Genomic DNA, 20,488 nt, shown 5'->3' on the forward strand with positions numbered 1-20,488 from the left:
TATGTGCGGTATCGTTGGTTATTACGGAGAGAAAAATCCTAAAGACGTTATCATGGATGGACTCAAAGCCCTGGAATATCGCGGATACGACAGTGCGGGTGTTGCGATCTTTGATCACGGCCAAGTGAAAAGAGTAAGAGCTGAAGGAAAATTGGTGAATCTAGAGGTCCTTCTGAAAAATACTTCTTTTGATGGTCATACCGGAATTGGTCACACAAGATGGGCCACTCACGGAGTTCCTTCGGAAAGAAACGCGCATCCTCACACGGTGGATGGCGTAAGTATTGTTCATAATGGAATCATCGAAAACTATATCGACATCAAAGAAAAATTAGCCAAAGACGGTGTGAAATTCACTTCTGACACAGACTCTGAACTTGTGGCGCATTTGATTTCTAGAGAAATTAAGAATACAAAAAATTTATTAAAAGCTGTCTTTAATGTTTTACCAAAACTTCATGGCGCATTTTCTATTGTGACGTTATGGCAGGAAACTCCAAATGAGATTGTAGCATTTAAAAATGGTCCACCGCTTCTACTGGGCGCGGGAGATGGAGAAAATATCATTGCAAGTGATCTTCAGGCCATTGTGAAACACACAAAAAACATTGTCTATGTAGAAGACAACGAAGTGATCCATGTGGATGGTGTTAAGTATGCACTGTATACGGGAGACGGAAAGAAAATCAGTAGAGCTCCAGAAAAAATTGAATGGACTCAGGAAGCCGCGGAAAAAAAAGGTTATCCCCATTTTATGCTTAAGGAAATTTTTGAGCAGCCAAGAACTGTAGCAAGTGCAATTCAGCCCTATATCGATTTAGAAACAATGTCTTTAAATATGGGACAACTTGCAAATACAACGGACGAGATGCTTTCAAAGCAACTTTCTAAGTTTGAAAGAATGATCATAGTGGCTTGCGGAACAAGTTACTACGCAGGAATGGTAGCTGAATATTATTTAGAGAAAATAGCAAAGATTCCAGTAGAAATCGAGTTTGCTTCAGAATTTAGATACAGAGAACCTATCGTGGATAAAAACACATTGGTTTTATTTATTTCTCAAAGTGGTGAGACGGCAGATACTATTGCAGCGATGAAGCTTGTGAAAGAGCAAGGCGTTTCGACGATGAGCCTTTGCAATGTAAAGCTTTCGACTCTTGATCGTGCTACGCAATTTAAAATGTACATGAACTGTGAATCTGAAATCGGTGTGGCAAGTACAAAAGCCTTTACAAGCAGTTTGATTCTATTGAATCTTTTCTCTTTATATCTTGGAAAAATTCGTGGTCATGTGAATGCTGATGAAGAGAAGAAACACATTCGTGCGCTTTTGGATTTCCCAAGTCTTATGGAAAAAGTTTTAGCCTACGATTCTTTCTTTAAAGAAACGGCGGAAGATTTAAAAAAGTTCAGAGGCTTTTTATATATAGGACGCGGTGTAAATTACCCGATAGCAATGGAAGGTGCTTTGAAATTAAAAGAGTTGGCTTATATGCATGCAGAAGGTTATGCCGCAGGCGAAATGAAGCACGGACCGATTGCCTTGATTGATGAGAAGATGGCTATTGTTGCGGTTGCACCTTACGATGACGTTTTTGAAAAAACGATGAGCAATGTAGAAGAAGTTGCGGCTCGTGGAGGAAAAGTGATTGGCATTGGCTCTGATCAAAACGAAAGTATGAAAAGAGTTTCACAACACTATTTAACTCTTCCACAGGCGCATTGGAGTTTGAATCCAATTTTAGCAGTTGTCCCATTACAACTTATGGCATATCACGTATCCGATTCCCTAGGCTACGACGTCGACCAGCCTAGAAATCTTGCCAAGTCCGTAACAGTCGAGTAACCTAGTGCCCTGCACTTTTTGAGTAGACGAGGAGATCATTATGAAGAATGCAAAAGTTATTGAAAGTTTAAATCATATTTTAGAATTAGAAGTTTCTGGAGTAGTTAGATATTTGCATTATGCTCTGATGATCACGGGGCCAAATAGAATTCCAATCGTGAAATGGTTCCATGAACAAGCCAACGAAGGCTATGCTCACGCCTCTATTATTGGTGAGAAGATAACAGCTTTGGGTGGTCATCCTTCATTAAAAGTGAGCCCCGTGCCGGAAACGAAGACTCATAAAGTACTCGATATCCTAAAAGAAAGCCTACAATTCGAAGAAAAAGCAGTAGAAAAATACAAAGAATTACTAAGATCTATTGATCCAGAGGATATCGCTCTCGAAGAACTCATTCGTGGAATGATTAAAATTGAAACTGAGCATATCGAAGAAGTTCATAAGATGCTTGCCGTCGAGAAAAATTAAACCAGAGAAAAATTAATCCGTTTCATTCTGAGACGTAAAATCAAAAACAAAATGTCAAACTGACAGACACCTGTTGTTTGTATATGCGTTTGTACATTTCATTAGCCTCCCAATTGTTTTAGGCCGGTATGACCTTTGCTTTATTAGTAAGTGTCCGGGGGGATACAATGTCTACAGCTTCATCTAAAAAAGTTATACCTATGTTACTTGCAACTGCGCTGGGCTCAACGCTTGTGACGTATCAAAACTGCGCACAAATGAAATTCAGTCCATCCGAACAAAAGGTAATTAATGAAAATCCATTTAGCTTTAACCCTAATGACTTTGTCGCTGGTGTTGATGCTATCGACGGAACTGTGCCAACGGAAAATCTAAGAGTGAACAGCGTACAAGAGGCGGCGCAAAGCTTTGTGAAAGACTGTTCACTTCAAGAAACATATGAAATAGAAAAAGAACAAGTACTCGAAGAAGTAAAAGCCGATCCTACAGGCAAAACACTTCCCATCGCTTATGCTGTATCTTATGGACATAAAGAAGATGTGCTTGCTCAGTTCGCGCATAAAAGAGCAATTCTAAGTAAAGACAATGCTGGGGTATCTTATATTCCCGTGGGTCCTAAAAAATCTTCTACGATGGAAGGTGGGCATCTCTATTATTCAGTAAATCATGACAAAGCTAAGGAAGATTATATTAAGGGCAATAGATGTTTCTTCAACACTGTGACAATCCTTGGTGAAAAGAAACAACCTTCTAATGAAAGATATGATTTCATCGGTAACATTGGTGACAATCACAACGTTCACTACATGTATTATGGATGGTGTGATGCCGGTGCAGGTGGTTCATGCGCGGCGGATGGCAACTACGGTAAAGACAAATTTGCCAATAGACTTTTCCAAAGAGTGGATCCAAATGCTGAGCCGCAAATCGTAAAACTTTATGTGGCAGACATTAGAGAAAAACATTTGGCTTTGGGAAGTGGCGGTAATCCTGTCATCAACGTGAATGAAGGCGCGGCGAGAGGTGCGGAAAACACTGTAGACCTAAAAGAGTTGGTAGATCTAGATGTGATTTTCCAAAATCTAGGTCAAGCGATCAGAAACTTAAGCTCGGATCGCTCAGGTGATGGCGGTAGAGTTTTTACCGAGATGGTTGGTGTACCACAATTGTTACATAACTTATTATTGGCTGGTGAATCAGGAACCGTAATTTCAAGTCAATATACGCCAATCGCGTTGGATCTTGGAGAGAAGAAAGTTGTTACTTCAAGTGTAAATTGGGGTTCATTCTTCAATATGGCAGCCCTTGAGAATTTAGATCCACTAATTAGAAAAGAAGCTCTTAATGTTCCACATAAAACAGCATGGTTGGGTGGTGGCCTCGTGGACAAAAAATCATCTGTATTGGACGGAAGAGCATTCAAAATAGATGTGAGAAGAGAAGTAACGGATGGATTCTTAGTGATGCCAGACGCTGATGGAAAAGTAAGAAGCTCAAGAAATATGTTTGGTGATCATACCATCGTCGATGGAAAAACTTATGAAAATGGATTCTTGGCTCTACAAGCTCTGGCTAAAAAAGATTGTGATAGCGAAGATGTAAAAGATCGCTACTTTGGCCCGTGGGATGGCGACTTGTATAAAGACAAAGTGAAAGTATGGACGGACGCAAATAAAAACGGTGTGGTGAACGACGGAGAAATCAAATCCTTAGCCGATGCAGGTGTAGTGGCGGTGAGTTCATGCAACATCGTACACAATGAAACAGAAGATTCTTTTGGTAACGGTACACATTTAAGATCGGCATTCTTATTCGATACAAAAAAGGATATCGATGAATTGGAAATCATTAACAGAATCATCACCGGTGAAACTTCGGATGGTTTAGAAGCGGAATTCCGACTTGCAATCGACTTGATCTTTAAGACCAAGCCGGGAGTTCTCTTAAAGAATTACCCTGCAGGGTTGAAATAGTCTCGAGAATTTATTTTACCTAGGCAACTAATAAAAGCAGATTGAGCCTCCTCAATCTGCTTTTTTATTTTTAGTTCTGTGTACAGTTGAAAGTCTCAGGAGAGCTACCATCTGTCTCTATGAATGAAAGAGCCACAGGAACATATTTTCCATTAACATGATCGAACTCTAAAGCAGCGTCTGACTTGATGCCATTTAAAAAGCCTACACAGTCTTGATACGAACAAATAAAGTCAGCTACGCGAAAAGTTCCTTCGACTTTTACTTTGTAAAGAGCTTGTGCTCCATCTTTTAACAAAGAAACAGATGCTGATGTCCAAGGTGATTTTTCACTAGGAGTACATTCTGCGCTATTGGCATATGATATGCTTGAATAAGAAATTAATAATGACATTATAAGAGTGTTGATTTTCATAGATCCCCCGTTGGTTTAAAAAATTACTTACTTCTCAAGGTAAGATATTCGAATTCTTTAGAATGTATATCACTTTTTTATATATATCTATTATAGGTAAAAAATTATGATAGTACTTTTAGCTATAAGTGAGTGGGTAGAGATTTATTTAGCCATGCGTTAAAAGCTACTTGAGCATTCTCAATCTGTTTTTTCTTTTTTATGTCCTTGGGAATTTTTCTACCTTTGGGTACAGGAAGCGCAGGCAATAATCCAAAATTGATGTTTGTGGGTTGGAAATTTTCTTTTTTTTCTAGAGTGATCGCGTGTAGCAGTGCGCCCATGGCACTTTCTCGAGGTGGGGGATTGAAGGGTTTGTCTGAGTATTTTTGTTCTATAAAGTTTGCGACCAACATCCCGATGCAAGTAGATTCAAAGTATCCTTCAACTCCGGTGATTTGACCTGCAAGGTAAAGATCTGGATCTTTTTTACTAGAGAGATCCTGGTTTAAAACCTCTGGAGAATTGACGTACATGTTTCGGTGAATGCTACCAAGCTTTAAAAATTCTGCATTTTGTAATCCTGGAATCATTTTAAAAATTCTTTGCTGTTCACCGTAAGCGAGTTTGGTTTGAAAGCCCACCATATTGAAGGCGGTTCCTTCAAGATTATCCTGTCTCAATTGCACAACGGCATAAGGATATCTTCCAGTTCTTGGATCGTCGAGACCAACAGGTTTCAGTGGACCAAACCTTAGAGTTTCATCCCCGCGCCTGATCATTTCTTCGATAGGCATACAGCCATCAAAGTAAGGCGTGTCTTTCTCAAATTCTTTAGGTTCAATTTTTTTAGCGAGTTTTATTTCGTTGATGAAGGCGTAGTATTCTTCTTTGTTCATTGGGCAATTGTAGTAATCATTATTGCCTTTACCATAGCGGTCAGCTTTCCATGCAAAAGTTGTATCAATAGTGTCGGCATCCACAATGGGTGCAATGGCATCAAAGAAATATAAAAATTTTTGTCCAAGATGTTCTAAAAGATCTCGGGCTAAATTTTCATTCGTTAGGGGACCCGTTGCAATGACGGCCGGACGTGGAATGTCTGAAAGTTTTTCGACAACTTCTTTTCTCACTTCGATATTGGGATGATTTTCAATCTGCTTTGAAATTTCTTGAGCAAAAACAGCTCGATCAACTCCGAGAGCCTGGCCTGCGGGCACTGCCGCAAGTTTTGCCGCTTTTAAAATGTAAGAACCAAGGAGTTCCGCTTCGGCCTTCAATTCCCCAGGACATGAAACCGGATTGAGCGTGCCAAAAGAATTTGAGCAGACCAGCTCGGCAAAATCCTTTGTTTTGTGAGCTGGCGTCATGATGTTGCCTTGGCGCATTTCAAATAAAACAACTTTAAAGCCAAAATTGGCGAGTTGTAGTGCGCACTCGCTACCAGCTAGACCACCGCCCACGATATGAATTGTCTGATTTGCCTTTTTCATATAAAAATAAATCCTATGTCTGAGAACAAATACTCTTCAAAAAATTCAAGTCCCAGAGCTCTAAAAACTCCGGCCCGCAAAGCTGATCTCAGCAATGCTACCGATGTTCTGGAGAGCGTGCTTCTTAATAACAAATCTCCTCTCTCGGATCAATTTATGCGTTGGAAATTGTGGAGAAAATGGCCGGAAGTTGTAGGACCTACAATCTCTGCTCAGAGCATGCCGGTAGGATTTGTTCAAGGGACGCTCTATGTGTGGGTCAAAAACGCCGTTTGGATGCATGAAATGCTCTTTTTGGCGGGCCCCATCAGAGAGAAGGTAAATACTTTCATGGAGAAGGGTTGGGTGCAGCAAGTGCGCTTCACTCTCAATCAGCACGAAGTCCCAAAGATGGATGAAGACAGCGCCATGAAAGATTCTGAAATTATCAATAAGAAATAAACTCTACTCGGGGCAGTTTTTTTTCTTATTTTGCAATTGTTGTTAAAAAGTTGCTCCAATTTTGAAATGTCATTAATGAGCCTAGTTTTAATCTCTAAACAGATTCTTATTTCCATTTGTAATATTGAACTTTTAGGCTGGCATACAGGATGCATCTAAAGTTGGTTGAGGTGTTCCTTGGCGATTGGTTATAAAATCATTCCATTTTTTCTAGCTATTTTGCTGCCTTTGTTTGCTCAAGGGAGTAATCAATGCCTTCATCTATTTGAAAATTTTAACTCACCTCAAATTCTTAAAATAGTTGACCCTCAAGCGAGTAAATCCTTTATCTATGATTCGCAGTGGTTGATTCACAAACTCTTCAATGAAGGGTGGCAAAAACGCCTACAAAATGCCGATCCTGGACGAGATCATTTATCGCTCTTGCAAGATATTTTGTTGGAGACGCAAAAAGAGTTAAAGGACAGCATACAAAGAGAATATCTAGAACCTCCTGCGGAAGTTTTGGAAATTTACGTGCATTTGTCGAACTCTCTTGCTCAAGGCATTCGGGAAAGAAGAATCACTTTGGATTTCTATACGGCTTATCTCAAGGTCGTTTCTTATATTTTTTTTGATAGTCAGACTGTTCTTTTTCCTAATCGATATAAAGTTGATCCCGGCGCCGTCAGAGATGATCTTCTTCGTCCGTCTAAATCTTCTTTAGGAGAAATATTTCATTTACTGACGCTAGCACACCTTGATTTTTATGATTTCATTTATCTATGGCCCGATGTTCATCCGGAAGGTATTGTGATGCAAAGAGAAATCAAATTCGAAGGCAAAAGTAATGGGGATACCATTCGCTTTCGCGCCCATGACCACTTCCACTCCAAAGGCTTTATGTCTGCGTATAAGAGGCTCTCTGCTCTAGATAGATTAGAATTTAGGGAAATTTTAAAATTTGTTAGAAGCTATAAAAATCAATTGAACGAGCAAGAGCAAGTGATTTTCAGTTCAGTCTTTTTTGAGTTTATGCACGAAGTTCACGATTTAAATTATATTGTCCAAACTTTTAATGATCAGTCGCAACTAGGAAGTAGTACCCGTAAAATTATGGCTAAAAAATTAAAGGAAAAAGCACAAACAACTTATGATCGATTTCAAAATCCAAATGATTACGGAGTGGCTTACGCTTTAAAGAGTATGGATAAGAATTACTTTGTTAATCAAACCGAGAGAATTTTCAAAAGAGTGACCATAAATTATCAAAAATAAAAATATATCAAGAGACCTTAAAAGCAAGCCATCTTTACCGTTTCCATAAATACCAATGGATCTGTGACTATGCCTTTCCAGGCCACTTCCCAGTGCAAGTGAGGGGCTTCGACCCTTCCTGTATTTCCAGATTTGGCGATGAGCTCGCCTTTTTTAATATTCTGACCAGGTTTCACGAGTAGTTCGCTCAAATGATAATATTTAGAAAAAATAGCATTACCATGATCGATGATCACAGCATTTCCAGGAATAACAAATTTATTTGCTATTGAAACTTTGCCGTCAGCCATGGCGTAAACTTTAGTCCCAATCATGGCTCTTAAATCGAGGCCCGTGTGGAAGTACTGCATGCCCGTTGGGAGTCTTCGATAAGAACCAAATTGTGAAACTTGTTTTGATTTAATTGGAAGTTGGGTTTCTAAACAAAAAGATCCTGGGCTTTCTTTTAAAAGCGAAGATTTAATGGTGGATTTTTCTTGATCAATTTGAGTGGCTTCGATTTTTTGAAGTTCATTAAAAAAGTTTGCGGGAATACGAATGGACGAAGGATTATCCAATTTCCTCACCTGTAGGCTCGTGATCGTCCCCGCAATGTCTTGAGTGGGGTGAGAAAATAATCCTCTTGATATATTTGAAAGAGACATAATGACGGCCTGATCATTTTTATAAAGTGGAATAACGCCAAAGAATTTGGTTGGGCTAATTCGGGAGAGTTTTGTGTTGTCGAAATAAAAATCAGAATTTTTTTGATCAATCGATTCCAGCCAAAATGACTCTCCCGCCTTAGGAGAGCTCATTTTGAAAGCAAGTTCCGATACGATATTTGTTTTTAAAATATTACTTGAAGGAAAGATCCAAAGCGTAAAGAGGCAAAGGCAAAATATTATTCTTTTCCTTCCTTGATCTTTTTTTGATCGGTAATCGTCTTTTGAATGATGGACTTCATGTAATCGTTCCGTTTCCCACCCCCGAGAACACCTTTAATTTTTTCATGAATGGTTGGGTCATTAATTAGCGCACCCAAGCTTCCACTTCCATTATCGATTTTTTCGAGGATACTTGCTAGATCTTTTGAAATTCTCTTCAGATTTTTCTGATCTTCCCCACGTAAGTCCGAGACAGCCAAATTGAATTTTTGCATTGCCTGATCCATATGGGAGCTTGCACTCAAAAGATTTGTCATCATCTTGTCGCTTCTGCCGTCTTTATTTAGAGTTTTCGCAAATTTATCAAGTTCTCCTACGATATCAAAAACCTTAGACAGTTCCTCGCCCCTTTGTGTGAGTGTAGTAATTAGGTCTGTAGAAGTTTCTACGTGCAAAACGTCTCCGTCTTTTAGTGGAGTTCCGCCTTGTAGCCCTGGAGAAATATAGACGTATTTATCTCCCAGAGCTCCTTGGGTTCTTAGTCCAGCTACAGATTTGTCAGTGATTCTTGATTGGTGTTCTTTAAATAGTTTTACGTAAACCACAATTTTAGATTCTTCTTCTGAGAACTTAATATCAGAAATATTTCCTACTTCAAAACCACTCAATCGAACAACGCTTCCGGGGGCCAAGCCATCAATTTTGTCGAATGGGACTTTGAGAGTATACGTGCTTGATAGAAAAGATTTTTCTCCACCCAGCAAAAATATCGTTATGACTAAGAGTAACAATCCCAGTCCAACGCCAATACCAACTTTTAATTCTGTAGCGCCACGTTCTGTCATTTTGCAACCTCTTTACCATGAACAAATTGAAATACAGGATCATTCGTATCCTGACTAATATCCGTGAGTTTACCTTCGTATGTAATAAAACCTTTAACTAATAGTGCAATGCGATCGCAAACAGCAGCAGCAGTTGGCATATCATGTGTCACGAGAATTGATGTCACGCCTTTTTTCTTAAGCTCTAGGATCATTTCTTGAATACGAATCGTATTGTAAGGATCTAATCCTGCGGTGGGTTCGTCATATAGAACTATATCCGGATTCATAATGATTGCGCGAGCCAGACCCACTCTCTTTTGCATACCGCCGGAGAGTTCAGCAGGGTAAATCTTGTCGTTACCTTGTAGTCCAAATTCTTCTAGAAGACCTAAAACTTTCTTGGAAATTTCTTCTTCGCTAAACTTTGTGTGTTCTCTAAGTGGATAAGCTAGGTTTTCGAAAACTGTGAGAGAGTCAAAGAGCGCTCCACCTTGGAACACATAAGCAACTTTTTTTCTAACAGGTAATAGTTCTTTTTCGTTCATTTTAGCAATATCTTCGCCATCAATAATTATTTGTCCACTATTTGGTTTCTCAAGACCAATCAAGGATCTCAAGATTACGCTTTTTCCTGAGCCCGAACCACCAATTAAACCCAGACATTCGCCCTTCATAAGATTGAAGGAAACATCTCTGTGAACTTCTTTAGTTCCGAAAGATTTTTTATAATGTTTTACTTCAATCGCTTTCTTACTCACTTTAGAATCCTTATAGGGTCTCAATAATCCAAAATAGTTTAGTTAATATAAAGTCACTTATAACAATCAAAATAGAGGAGGCCACCACAGACTTTGTCGTAGCAATACCCACTCCTCTTGTGCCTTCCGAAACTCTCATTCCGTAATGACAACCAGTCAGTCCCACAAACAATGCAAAGAAGAATGTTTTGGCAACGCCCACCATATAGTCATGGATCTTAATTGTTTGAGTTACTTTTTGTATAAAGAAAGATTGATCTAATCCAAGCTCAGTTGAGCCGATTACCGATGCTCCATATATTCCAAGGGAGTTAGCAAATACTGTGAGAAGTGGCAACGAGATCACAAGAGCTAAAATTCTTGGGATGATGATCTTCTTAAGTGGCGAAGTACCCAGGGCCCTCATGGCATCGATCTGCTGAGTCACTTTCATGGATCCAATTTCTGATGCGATACCAGCGCCTACGCGACCAGCAATCATAAGACTTGTGAATACTGGACCTAATTCTCTCACTATGGATAGAGAAACAATTTTAGGAACATACAATTTTCCACCGAATTTTTCTAGACCCAATCCGAATTGTAAAGTGATAACCATTCCGGTGCTCAATGCACAAACGGCAACTAGCGGTGCGGATTTAATTCCAAGGCTATAAATTTGGTCAATGATAAGTCGGGGATAAAATGGTTTTCTAAAAGCTTCACGAAAAGCATTGTAACAAAGTTCAGAGAGGCTACCTATGAAGTAGCACAATTCAAACATCATGTTCCCAAGTGTATGAGCAAATGAATGTATCATGGCACCCTGAAGTTTTTTATGAAGTTTGTAAATTGATCTAACTCTTTTTCAAAATTTTCTTTTAAAGCCACGTATGACAAGTGATAAGAACAAGAATTTTTCTTGAACACAATAAATTGTACTTTTACAGGTACACCTTCTAATTTTCCTTCGATATTGGATTTTAATCCTTCACGCTCATTGATGTTAATATTTTCTTCTTTTGAAACATCCACGCCTTCAAGGCTTGCAAAAGCTGTTGAGCGAATTGTTTTGAGCGCAGGTTCTGAAGAACTACAGCTTGTGAAGTAGGTGATTGTACTAGCAGTTTTGCTGCTGACCCACATTCCATCAGAACTTGCGGAGTTTGAAGATTTGAATGGAGCGGGCGGAGCTTTTACGTTGAGATTTGTAGCTTTTTCTGGCGCCGCAGACATCGGTATCTTTACAGATACGCATGATGTTGCCATGGCTAATATCATTAAAGTGGTAAAAATTTTTTTTTCTATCGTCATGTTGTAATCTCGCTGTGCTAAATTTCTTGCATAATTTTTTATGCATTTGAAATCACTGATGTCTTCACTCTTTATTTCGGGATCTTTCTGAATGAAATTAAGCCCTGCAAGCAGAACAAGACTAGACCATCCACCGAGACAAAAGCCCTGTCACAATCTAGACGTCAGCTTTAGGCAAAAAGTGACATAGAAAGTGACGTGAAAAGGTGTCAGAAAGTTGTCGCTATGACAAGAATTATTGGTCGAGATATTTGTTTAAAGTGCACATATGTGAATAGAATCTCACAAATTCTTACTTTGATAGTCTCGTAGCCTTGGCACCTGCTGTGCATTGTTATTATTCGAGTGAAGGAGTCATTCGTGTTCATCAAAACTTTAGTATTGCTTATTTTATGTGCGACGAGCTTTGAGGTTACGGCCCAAGGTACAGGTACTGCAGTTGCTCCAGTTGCCAACAGCGGCAGCATTTCTGTGGGAATCGAAGACATGAACGACGTTGCTCATTTCGAATTCAACGGCAGAGAAATCTGGGATTATAAGCTCACGAGAGAGGCTGACGGCATTGTTTCGGTGGAAGTGGATCAACTAGATGATAAATCTGTTATCCAGCTCAAAACAATCAAAAGCAAGCACATTGAAAAAATCGAAATTCTTCCAGGGGTAAATTTAAAAAATAAAATCGTTTTTTATCTAAAAGACAAATCGACTCAAAGTTTTGATTATATCACTGATCAACCTTCAAGATTGGTTGTGGATTTCTTTAAAGATGCTCCGCAAAAACCAGCGGCTGTAGTCCAAGTAAAAAAAGTTCCAGCTAAAATTGCAAAACTACCTGTCAAAAAAGGTAGAGCTCCTGCCGGGACTGATTTTTTAATCAGTGATACAAAAAAAGAAATTACTAGAGTAGCTCCAAGCGTGTTGGATGGAGCAGATCCCAATTATACACGTTTTAAAATTGAAGATTATGAAATAAAAGAATCTGCAATCATTGCGTCTAAATTAAATTTATACATTACTTATCCGATGCTTTTAGTTGAAATGCATGACCTTCAGGATATTTTGGCTACACCCAATATTTATAATTTCGAAAAGAGCGAAACAGATGAAGGAAAAAAGGCACAATTGCTTTTAACTTTATTCAAAAAAGGAAAAACTGATCCTGAAACTCAAGAAAAAAATCCACTTGAAAAACCTAGGAATGCAGTTTTTTTAAAGACTCTAGATTTATTTAAAAAAGAATATCCAGATTCAAAATACAAAGAGACTCTAGATTTCATGGAAGCCGACACATATTATAATTTGTGGGTCCAAGACAAAAAAATTTCGGATTTCGATACAGCAATCAATTTATACACAAAAATTTTATTATCAGTAAAAGCCTCTAAGTATCATGATAGAATTGAAAGACTCATGGGCTATTCTCATATGGATAGAGCAGATTACTTAACGGCCTTCACCGTATTCCAAAAATACATCAATAGGAATCCAGATTCAGAACACAAATATAGAATCAAGACTGCAATGGCAGAGTGTTTGGCCAAATTGAATAACACATCTGATGCTCTAAAAATTTATGAAGAAATTGAATCAGATCCAAAAGCGGGCATCAATGCTGCAGAAGCGGCCTTTAGAAAAGGCGATATATATGCCATCACAAAGCAATATGATAAAGCGATCGCTGAATATGAGAGAGCTCTTAAGAAATATTCTAAAGAGCAAGATCAGTATCCAAATGCATTCTATAACATTGCAGAAAGCAAATTTTGGCTCAATAGAAATAGAGAAAACTTAAAGCAAAGTTTGAATGCCTACATCGAGTTCTTAAAAAAATATCCAAAGAGCGAGCATGCAAGCTATGCGATGGAAAGAATCGGCGAAACTCTAGAAATCTTAGGAGCTCCTCAAAAAAGATATAACGGAGCCTTTGTAGAAACTATTTATAGATATGGAAACTCTCAGGCAGCAGGAATTGCGAAGATTCGCTTGTTGAGAGCACAGATTCCTTCAATGAAAGATAAGCAAGTCGTTGAAGAAGTTGCTAAAGTGAATGAGTTCATTAAAACCTCGAGCTTAGAAAAATTAACAGAATTCAAAACAATCATGATTTCTGATGGCTACTACGCAGATAAAAACTATGATGAAGCCTTAAAAAATCTAATTGCTTTCTATCAAGAGCATCCGCTTTCAGACTATCTTGATGTCTTTAAGAAAAGAATCGTACAAACGATCAAAGATCAAATTGGATTCTCAATTGCGAAAGGCGATTACTTAAAAGCTTTCCAAATTTATGGTCAGAATGCGGGAAGTTGGTTAAAGGGTGCAGATCGAATAGACACAAGCTATCTTTTAGGAGTGGCGTTCGAAAAATCAGGCGTTCCTGATGAAGCGCAAAAGAAATATCAATCCGTATTGAATAAGCTTTATGCTATTCGTGGAACTATTGAAGAAAAAGAAAGAGGCGTTTTTGAGGAGCTACCGAGTATCGATGAAGTCAATCTAAGGCTGGCAGCAGTTTTTGTTGCTAAGAATGAATATGGAAAAGCTCAAGATCACCTCAAAGAAATATCCGGAAAAGATGCTACAGATGATGAAAAAGTAGAAAAAGTTTATTTGTCTTCTATCGTTTATGAAAAATTAAATAATCCAGAATTCGCAATCAGAAATTTAAAAGAATTGACGGAAACTTGGAGAGGAAATCCCGAAAAGCTTTCGTCCGTATATCTGAGGTTGGCAAAGCTTCAGTCGGAAAGTAATCAAAATGCAGATGCGATCGGAACACTGGATCGTCTTCTCAACATGTCTACAGATTCTTCGGTTGTAACGGATGAAGACCAGATGTTGGCTTTAAGATTAAAAGCTGAATATGCCGTGGCAATAAAAAAAGACAAAACTGCGATCGAAGCTTATAGATCACTGCTTGATCTTTTCGAAGACAAGTATCCACTTTACTCTGCCAGATACCAACTGGGGAAAATTCATTACGACACCGGCGATGTCAAAGAAGCAGAAAAAGTATGGAGCCCACTTAAAGACAAATCTGATGCGCAATTGTGGGACAAATTGGCACAAGAAAATTTAAAAAGTTCTAACTGGAACAGCGAATACAAAAAGTACACAAATAGAATTCCAGCTATGGTGAACGATAAAGCTGGCTCATCTCCTAAAGAAGGAAACAAAAAATGATTCAACAAAATCATGCTATCTTAACTCTAGATCCAAATATGAGAAAAGTTCTTAAAGTAGCTGAGAACATTGCTCACAGTAAAGCTTCTGTGCTTGTGACTGGTGAAAGTGGAACAGGTAAGGAATTGTTAGCAAGATACATTCACTCTAAGAGTCCAAGAGTTCTTAAGAGAATGGTTGCCATCAATTGCGCAGCTGTTCCAGAAGGATTATTAGAGAGCGAGTTGTTCGGCCATGAAAAGGGATCCTTCACGGGAGCACATCAAGCAAAACCTGGGAAATTTGAATTGGCTCACCAAAGTACATTGTTATTAGATGAAATGGGAGAGCTTCCACTTCTTTTACAATCTAAGCTTTTAAGAGCGCTTCAGGAAGGTGAGATCGAAAGAGTTGGCGGCAGAGAGCCAATCAAAGTGGATGTGAGAATTATCGCGACGACAAATAAAGATCTAAAGAAATTAGTTCAAGAGGGACTATTTAGGGAAGACCTTTACTACAGATTGAATGTGATCCCTGTTCATATTCCGCCACTTAGGGCTCGACCAAAAGATTTAATTCTTTTGGCAAAACACTTTGTGGAGGTGGCATGCATCAATAATGGAATCCAAGCCAAGGATCTCTCGCAAGATGCCATCAACAGTCTTCAGATTTCTCAATGGCCAGGAAATATCAGAGAATTACAAAACGTCATCGAGAGAACAGTGCTCTTAAGTCAGAATCAAATCATCACGGAAGAAGATTTAAATCTACAAATTGAAAATAATGTAGGAGACGTGCCATTCACTCCAGGAATGACATTAGGAGATGCCGAAAAGTTTTTGATTTTAAAAACTCTAGAGTTTACAAGCCAAAACAGAACTCAGGCTGCAAAAATTTTAGGAATTAGCATTAGAACTTTAAGAAACAAACTGAGCGAATATCGAAAGGACGGTGAGCATGAGCAAACTGTTTGATAGAACTGCAGAAGGTCTCGCAAAGTCTTTAGATATGAGGCTACTGAGACACAATATCACTTCAGCCAACATCGCCAATGCTGAGACGCCGGGCTATACTGCAAAGAAAATTGATTTCGAAGCAGAATTATCTCGCGCTCTACAAATGGAAGGAATTCCCGGCGTAGAGAGTTCAAGCCCTGAACACTTTCCAACGGTGGAAGGTGCTGTGAACAAAGTCCAAGCTGATGTTTACGACAATCCAGATATCAATGTAGCAAACGATAAGAACACGGTGGATTTAGAGAAAGAAATGGCAACTCTTACGGAAAACTCAATCATTTACAAAGCCGCCATCGAATTGATGAGAAAAAAGATGGCTGCAATGAAGTATGCAGTGAGCGAGGGTGGTAGATAATGGATTTCATGACGGCAATGCGAGTTTCAAGTAGTGGGATGACGGCGCAAAGAACGCGCATGAATACGATTTCTTCGAACATCGCAAACGTGAATACAACAAGAACTCCTGAAGGTGGACCGTACCGAAGAAAGGATGCAATCTTTGAGGCGATCCCAGAGCAAAAAACTTTCGGAGAAATTTTGATTGATAAGGGCGATAGAAATCTGCACAGGGTCCAGGTTTCTGATATTGATGTCGATACGAAGGCACCTCTACTAAAGTATGAACCCGATCACCCAGATGCAAATGAAGACGGTTACGTTGCTTATCCGAACATCAATTTGATGGAAGAGATGGCCAACATGATCCAAGCAACACGTTCTTATGAAGCGAATATTTCAGCTTTTAACTCTTCTAAGAACATGGCGCTGGACGCGATTGAATTAGGACGATAAAATATAACTAAGAGTCAAAGACTCTTGGGGTAACTAGTTGTCGCCAGAAGGCGACACTGAGGCAGGAACCATGGATGGTTTAAGATTTAATACGGGGACAACAAACGTTACAGATAATGTGAACGAGCTCAGAAAGAGTATAACTTCTGAAGCGAAAGCACCATCTGGATCAAATTCTCCCGGAATAGGTTCCAGCTCTGGGGAATCATTTGCCGATTCACTCAAGAAAGCTGTCAACACTGTGGATAGCTTGCAAAAAGACGCCGACGTCAAAATGCAAGAGTTAGCTACAGGCAAAAGCCAAAACATCCATGAAACAATGATCGCTGCAGAAAAAGCAGATATCGCTTTAAAGTTAATGGTTCAAGTTAGAAATAAAATTATAGATGCGTACCAAGAAATTATGAGAATGCAGGTGTGATGATATGACAAAATTATGGTCGAGCTTAATTGTTCAATTTAAAAATTTTTACAAGAATCTAACGCCGACAAAGCGAATGTCGATGATTGCATCTCTCGGGATCGTGTTGGCAGCAATCACGATTGTATCGGTGATGATGTCGAGCACTAGTTTTGTACCGATGATGAAGGATGTTTCTTCAGAAAGTTTACCTCTCGTCATTGAAAAATTAAAATCTAAGAATATCCCCTTCAAAGTCGAAGAAGGCGGAAAAACAATTTCCGTGCCACCGGAGCATGTTTACACAACTCAAATGGCATTGATGACAGAGCTTGGAACAAGTCATGTTGGCAATATTGGTTTAGAATTATTTGATAAGCAAGATCTAGGCGCTACAAGTTACGTTCAAAGAATCAATTACCAACGAGCACTCCAAGGTGAATTGATGAGAGCTATCAATAGTCTGGATGCAGTTAAAAAATCAAAAGTTCTTTTAGCTCTTCCTCCAAAGAAAACTTTTCTAGAGGAAGCAGGAAAAACAACAGCTTCTGTAACAGTGGATCTGCACCCTGGAAAAACTCTCTCTGAAGATCAAGTTCGAGGCATCACAAACTTGGTGGCATCGTCTGTTGAGAATCTAATTCCAGAAAATGTAACGGTTGTAGATTCAAGAGGAAAGGTACTTTCTAAAAACAATGGTGATTCAGTTTCTGCAATGTCTCTAGAGATGATGGAGCTGAAAGAAAAAACCGAAAGACAATTAGAGAGTCGAATCGAAGGAATTTTAACTCGTGTCGTGGGCCAAGGAAAAGTGATCGCAAAAGTAAATGCGGATATCAATAGCCGTGATGTAGTATCGGTAGAAGAAATCATTGACCCCGATAAGACAGCAGTAAAATCTACAATTACCGAAGATGAAAAATTAAATGGCAACAGGAGAAATCCAACGGGTGTGCCAGGAGCCAGAGCCAATCTTCCTGGAGCGGAAGAAGGTCAGCAAGTGGCCTTCAACCAAGATGTTTCTAAAGAATATAAAACAATCAATTACGATGTACCAAAAACGGTTAGAAATATAAAAGAAGCCCCGGGAGCTATCGAGAGAATCAGTATCTCTGTTGTTGTTGATGGCGTAATGGAAAATATTAAAAAAGAAGATGGCACTTTCGAAAAGCAATATAAACAAAGATCGCCAGAAGAGCTTCAGAAATATGCTTCCTTAGTTCGTGGAGCAATCGGCTTTAGCGAAAAGCGCGGCGATACATTCACGATCGAGAACATGCCATTTGAGCAAGAAAATTTTGAAGAGGCAGAGCAAATTCTCAACTCACTTGAGAGAAGAAAGTTATTCTCTTACATGTTAAAATGGGGAATCATAGGTTTAGCCTTCCTATTGTTCTTCTTTGTTGTGGTGCGACCATTCATGAGATGGATTACGGATAATTTCCAAGAATCTGTGGAAGAATTGTTACCGAAGACAATTGAAGAGTTAGAAGAATTGCAATCTGTCGATAATACTTTGCCAGGCATGTCTGCAGCGCTCCCTACGCTTGAGGAATCTATTGATCCTGATAAAGCTGAAAGTGAATTATTGAAAGATAGAATTCTTGGATTGGTTGGAAGCAATAACAAGAAAGCAGCTGATGCTCTTGGTCTGTGGCTTGTAAGGAGAGATTCGTGAGCAGTCTTAAAAAACTAGAAAATATGAAGTTTGAAGAACTCAAAGGATTTGAGAAGGCCGCAATCCTTCTGAACTACTTGGGTAAAGATGCTACCACACAAATGCTTCAATTCTTAGATGATGCTGACATCAGAAAACTTCTTGGAATCATGAATAGATTGAGAGTGGTTCCGGTAGATATCACCAAAAAAGTATTAGAAGAATTCTATGAAATGATCAGTGAAAGTAATGAGTATATTTTCTCTGCGGACTTAACAAATAAAGACAATATTGTAAATGCAGTCGGTGAAGAACGCGCACGCGGAATCTTGGGTCACTTAAATACAAAGGGTACATCAAGAAGCTTAGAAAGCTTAGAGACTGTAGATGCAAAATCCTTGTCAAACTTCTTGATCAATGAACATCCACAAACAATCGCGGTGGTATTGGCCCATTTGGAGCCAGAGAAAAAAGCGGAAGTGATCAAGCGTTTACCAGAGAATATCCAAACGGAAGTGGTATTGAGACTTTCTAACTTGGATTATATTTCTCCGGCATTGATTGCAGAATTGGATCAAGTATTGAAGGAAGAACTTTCAACTGTGGGTACTGTGGATCAGGCATCTTTGGGTGGGGTACAGCCAGTGGCCGAGATGATGAATATCATGGACAAAAATACAGAATCGCAAATTATGGGTCGATTGGAAGAAAAAGATCCTATCTTGGCGGAAGAAATCAGAAAACTGATGTTTGTATTCGAAGACATTACAAAAATCGACGACAAGGGTATTCAGACTCTTCTCAAAGAAGTTCCAAACGACAAACTTCTGCTTTCTCTCAAAACTGCAAACGAAGATATTCGCGGAAAAATCTTCAAGAATATCTCTGCTCGTGCGGCTCAATTATTGAGAGAAGATTTAGAGGCTATGGGCCCTGCAAGATTGTCAGATGTTGAATCGGCACAACAGGAAATTGTGAATGTAGCAAGAAAGCTAGAGCAAGAAGGAAAGATCTTAATCGCAAGAGGCGGTTCGGAGGATGCGCTTGTCTAATTTTACTAGGTCAAACTTTGTACGCACAAGTATTGTTATTCGTCACGATGACGAAGACAAAAAAGGTGTTCTCAACTATGAGGCAAAGAAGATCGATATGGAAATGCCTCGCTCTGCTAGACAATTTGTGACCGAGCAGCCTTTGGAGCTAGGGCCTCAATTCGTTATTGATGAATTGATTTCTAAACAGACGGGTATTTTTGAAAAAGAAAAAATGAAAGTCGAACAAGCAATCGATGATAAGGTTATCGAAAAGCTTAAAGATATTCAAGAAAAGGCCTATAAAGAAGCTTATGAATTGGGATTGGAAGAAGGTAAAAAACTTGCCTATGACAATAACCAGGAAGCGATCAAGTTTCATCTTTCCGAAATGATCACATTATTTGAAAATTTAAAAACCATGAAAAAAGACATCTTAAATAAAAACGAAAGTGTCTTTGTAGATTTAATCTATCACATCGCTGAAAAGGTTGTCATGGAACATGTTCAAAAGAGCGAGACAACAACCGTAGAGGTGATCAAGCAGGTTGTCGATTCTCTCGATGTAAAAGAAGATATCTCGGTAAGGTTGAATCAAGAAGATTTTGCAATCATGCAAAAGCTTATGGGTGAGAATAGTCAAGAAGCGGAGATTTTTAAAAAATTAAAATTCTACGCGGATCCAGAGATACAAAAGGGCGGATGTATGTTCGAGACCAATCACGGATTGGTGGATGCAACTCTGGAAGAGAGAATTGCAAAGCTTTGGACGCTTTTAAATCAAACTAAACCAGTGTAAATAAAAACAGGCGG

General features: G+C 39.0%; 20 protein-coding genes. 13 read left to right on the top strand and 7 right to left on the bottom strand.

Annotation, left to right across the window (positions count from 1 at the left end; genetic code table 11):
- Position 1 precedes the first annotated feature (1 nt).
- The 3 genes from glmS to V4596_01375 all read left to right on the top strand — a co-directional run bounded on the left by glmS (position 2) and on the right by V4596_01375 (position 4,288).
- A complete protein-coding gene (glmS, locus tag V4596_01365; protein ID MES2767767.1) occupies positions 2–1,846 on the top strand; it encodes a glutamine--fructose-6-phosphate transaminase (isomerizing) in 1,845 nt (614 codons plus the stop codon).
- Positions 1,847–1,886: 40 nt separating this feature from the next.
- Entirely contained in the window at positions 1,887–2,315 is a 429-nt protein-coding gene (locus V4596_01370; protein ID MES2767768.1) for a ferritin-like domain-containing protein, read from the top strand.
- Positions 2,316–2,482: 167 nt separating this feature from the next.
- A complete protein-coding gene (locus V4596_01375) occupies positions 2,483–4,288 on the top strand; it encodes a hypothetical protein (GenBank protein MES2767769.1) in 1,806 nt (601 codons plus the stop codon).
- Between the two features lie 70 nt (positions 4,289–4,358).
- Here V4596_01375 and V4596_01380 read toward each other — a convergent pair whose 3' ends face one another.
- Both V4596_01380 and trmFO read right to left on the bottom strand, forming a co-directional pair.
- The gene (locus tag V4596_01380; GenBank protein MES2767770.1) at positions 4,359–4,703 is read right to left on the bottom strand and encodes a hypothetical protein; all 345 of its coding nucleotides are present in this window, start codon (positions 4,701–4,703) and stop codon (positions 4,359–4,361) included.
- A 122-nt stretch (positions 4,704–4,825) separates the two neighbouring features.
- On the bottom strand, positions 4,826–6,175 hold the full coding sequence (trmFO, locus tag V4596_01385) for a methylenetetrahydrofolate--tRNA-(uracil(54)-C(5))-methyltransferase (FADH(2)-oxidizing) TrmFO (protein MES2767771.1): 1,350 nt from the start codon (positions 6,173–6,175) through the stop codon (positions 4,826–4,828).
- Between the two features lie 15 nt (positions 6,176–6,190).
- On the opposite strand from trmFO, the gene V4596_01390 reads away from it, so the two are divergent.
- Together V4596_01390 and V4596_01395 are read left to right on the top strand one after the other, a co-directional pair.
- Positions 6,191–6,616: a DUF721 domain-containing protein gene (locus tag V4596_01390; protein ID MES2767772.1), complete on the top strand. Its 426-nt coding sequence runs from the start codon at positions 6,191–6,193 to the stop codon at positions 6,614–6,616.
- 177 nt (positions 6,617–6,793) lie between these two features.
- Positions 6,794–7,873, top strand: coding sequence for a hypothetical protein (locus V4596_01395; GenBank protein MES2767773.1), 1,080 nt, complete (start codon positions 6,794–6,796; stop codon positions 7,871–7,873).
- A 17-nt stretch (positions 7,874–7,890) separates the two neighbouring features.
- On the opposite strand, the gene V4596_01400 is transcribed toward V4596_01395, so the two are convergent.
- The 5 genes from V4596_01400 to V4596_01420 all read right to left on the bottom strand — a co-directional run bounded on the left by V4596_01400 (position 7,891) and on the right by V4596_01420 (position 11,572).
- Positions 7,891–8,670 (bottom strand): M23 family metallopeptidase, encoded by a 780-nt coding sequence (locus V4596_01400; protein MES2767774.1) that lies wholly within the window; start codon positions 8,668–8,670, stop codon positions 7,891–7,893.
- An 86-nt stretch (positions 8,671–8,756) separates the two neighbouring features.
- Positions 8,757–9,584, bottom strand: coding sequence for an MlaD family protein (locus V4596_01405; protein MES2767775.1), 828 nt, complete (start codon positions 9,582–9,584; stop codon positions 8,757–8,759).
- Positions 9,581–10,324 (bottom strand): ATP-binding cassette domain-containing protein, encoded by a 744-nt coding sequence (locus V4596_01410; protein ID MES2767776.1) that lies wholly within the window; start codon positions 10,322–10,324, stop codon positions 9,581–9,583. Before V4596_01410 ends, V4596_01405 begins: the two co-directional genes overlap by 4 nt.
- Before the next feature lie 10 nt (positions 10,325–10,334).
- Positions 10,335–11,123, bottom strand: coding sequence for an ABC transporter permease (locus V4596_01415; GenBank protein MES2767777.1), 789 nt, complete (start codon positions 11,121–11,123; stop codon positions 10,335–10,337).
- The gene (locus V4596_01420) at positions 11,120–11,572 is read right to left on the bottom strand and encodes a hypothetical protein (protein ID MES2767778.1); all 453 of its coding nucleotides are present in this window, start codon (positions 11,570–11,572) and stop codon (positions 11,120–11,122) included. The genes V4596_01415 and V4596_01420 overlap by 4 nt, the downstream gene beginning before the upstream one ends.
- A gap of 405 nt (positions 11,573–11,977) precedes the next feature.
- Between V4596_01420 and V4596_01425 the strand changes: the two genes are divergently transcribed.
- Genes V4596_01425 through V4596_01460 form a run of 8 tightly spaced genes read left to right on the top strand, consistent with a single transcriptional unit; the run spans position 11,978 to position 20,474 of the window.
- Positions 11,978–14,800: a tetratricopeptide repeat protein gene (locus tag V4596_01425; GenBank protein ID MES2767779.1), complete on the top strand. Its 2,823-nt coding sequence runs from the start codon at positions 11,978–11,980 to the stop codon at positions 14,798–14,800.
- Positions 14,797–15,753, top strand: coding sequence for a sigma-54 dependent transcriptional regulator (locus tag V4596_01430; GenBank protein MES2767780.1), 957 nt, complete (start codon positions 14,797–14,799; stop codon positions 15,751–15,753). The genes V4596_01425 and V4596_01430 overlap by 4 nt, the downstream gene beginning before the upstream one ends.
- Entirely contained in the window at positions 15,737–16,150 is a 414-nt protein-coding gene (gene flgB, locus V4596_01435; GenBank protein MES2767781.1) for a flagellar basal body rod protein FlgB, read from the top strand. Before V4596_01430 ends, flgB begins: the two co-directional genes overlap by 17 nt.
- Positions 16,150–16,587 (top strand): flagellar basal body rod protein FlgC, encoded by a 438-nt coding sequence (gene flgC / locus V4596_01440; protein MES2767782.1) that lies wholly within the window; start codon positions 16,150–16,152, stop codon positions 16,585–16,587. Before flgB ends, flgC begins: the two co-directional genes overlap by 1 nt.
- Positions 16,588–16,624: 37 nt before the next feature.
- On the top strand, positions 16,625–17,008 hold the full coding sequence (gene fliE / locus V4596_01445) for a flagellar hook-basal body complex protein FliE (GenBank protein ID MES2767783.1): 384 nt from the start codon (positions 16,625–16,627) through the stop codon (positions 17,006–17,008).
- A 4-nt stretch (positions 17,009–17,012) separates the two neighbouring features.
- Positions 17,013–18,665 (top strand): flagellar basal-body MS-ring/collar protein FliF, encoded by a 1,653-nt coding sequence (gene fliF, locus V4596_01450; GenBank protein MES2767784.1) that lies wholly within the window; start codon positions 17,013–17,015, stop codon positions 18,663–18,665.
- Positions 18,662–19,696, top strand: a complete 1,035-nt coding sequence (fliG, locus tag V4596_01455; GenBank protein MES2767785.1) for a flagellar motor switch protein FliG — start codon at positions 18,662–18,664, stop codon at positions 19,694–19,696. The genes fliF and fliG overlap by 4 nt, the downstream gene beginning before the upstream one ends.
- Positions 19,689–20,474 carry a FliH/SctL family protein gene (locus tag V4596_01460; protein ID MES2767786.1) on the top strand — a complete coding sequence of 262 codons (786 nt, stop codon included), beginning with the start codon at positions 19,689–19,691 and terminating at the stop codon, positions 20,472–20,474. The genes fliG and V4596_01460 overlap by 8 nt, the downstream gene beginning before the upstream one ends.
- Positions 20,475–20,488: the final 14 nt, after the last annotated feature.

The sequence above is a fragment of the Bdellovibrionota bacterium genome (assembly GCA_040386775.1).
Classification (GTDB): domain Bacteria; phylum Bdellovibrionota; class Bdellovibrionia; order Bdellovibrionales; family JAEYZS01; genus JAEYZS01.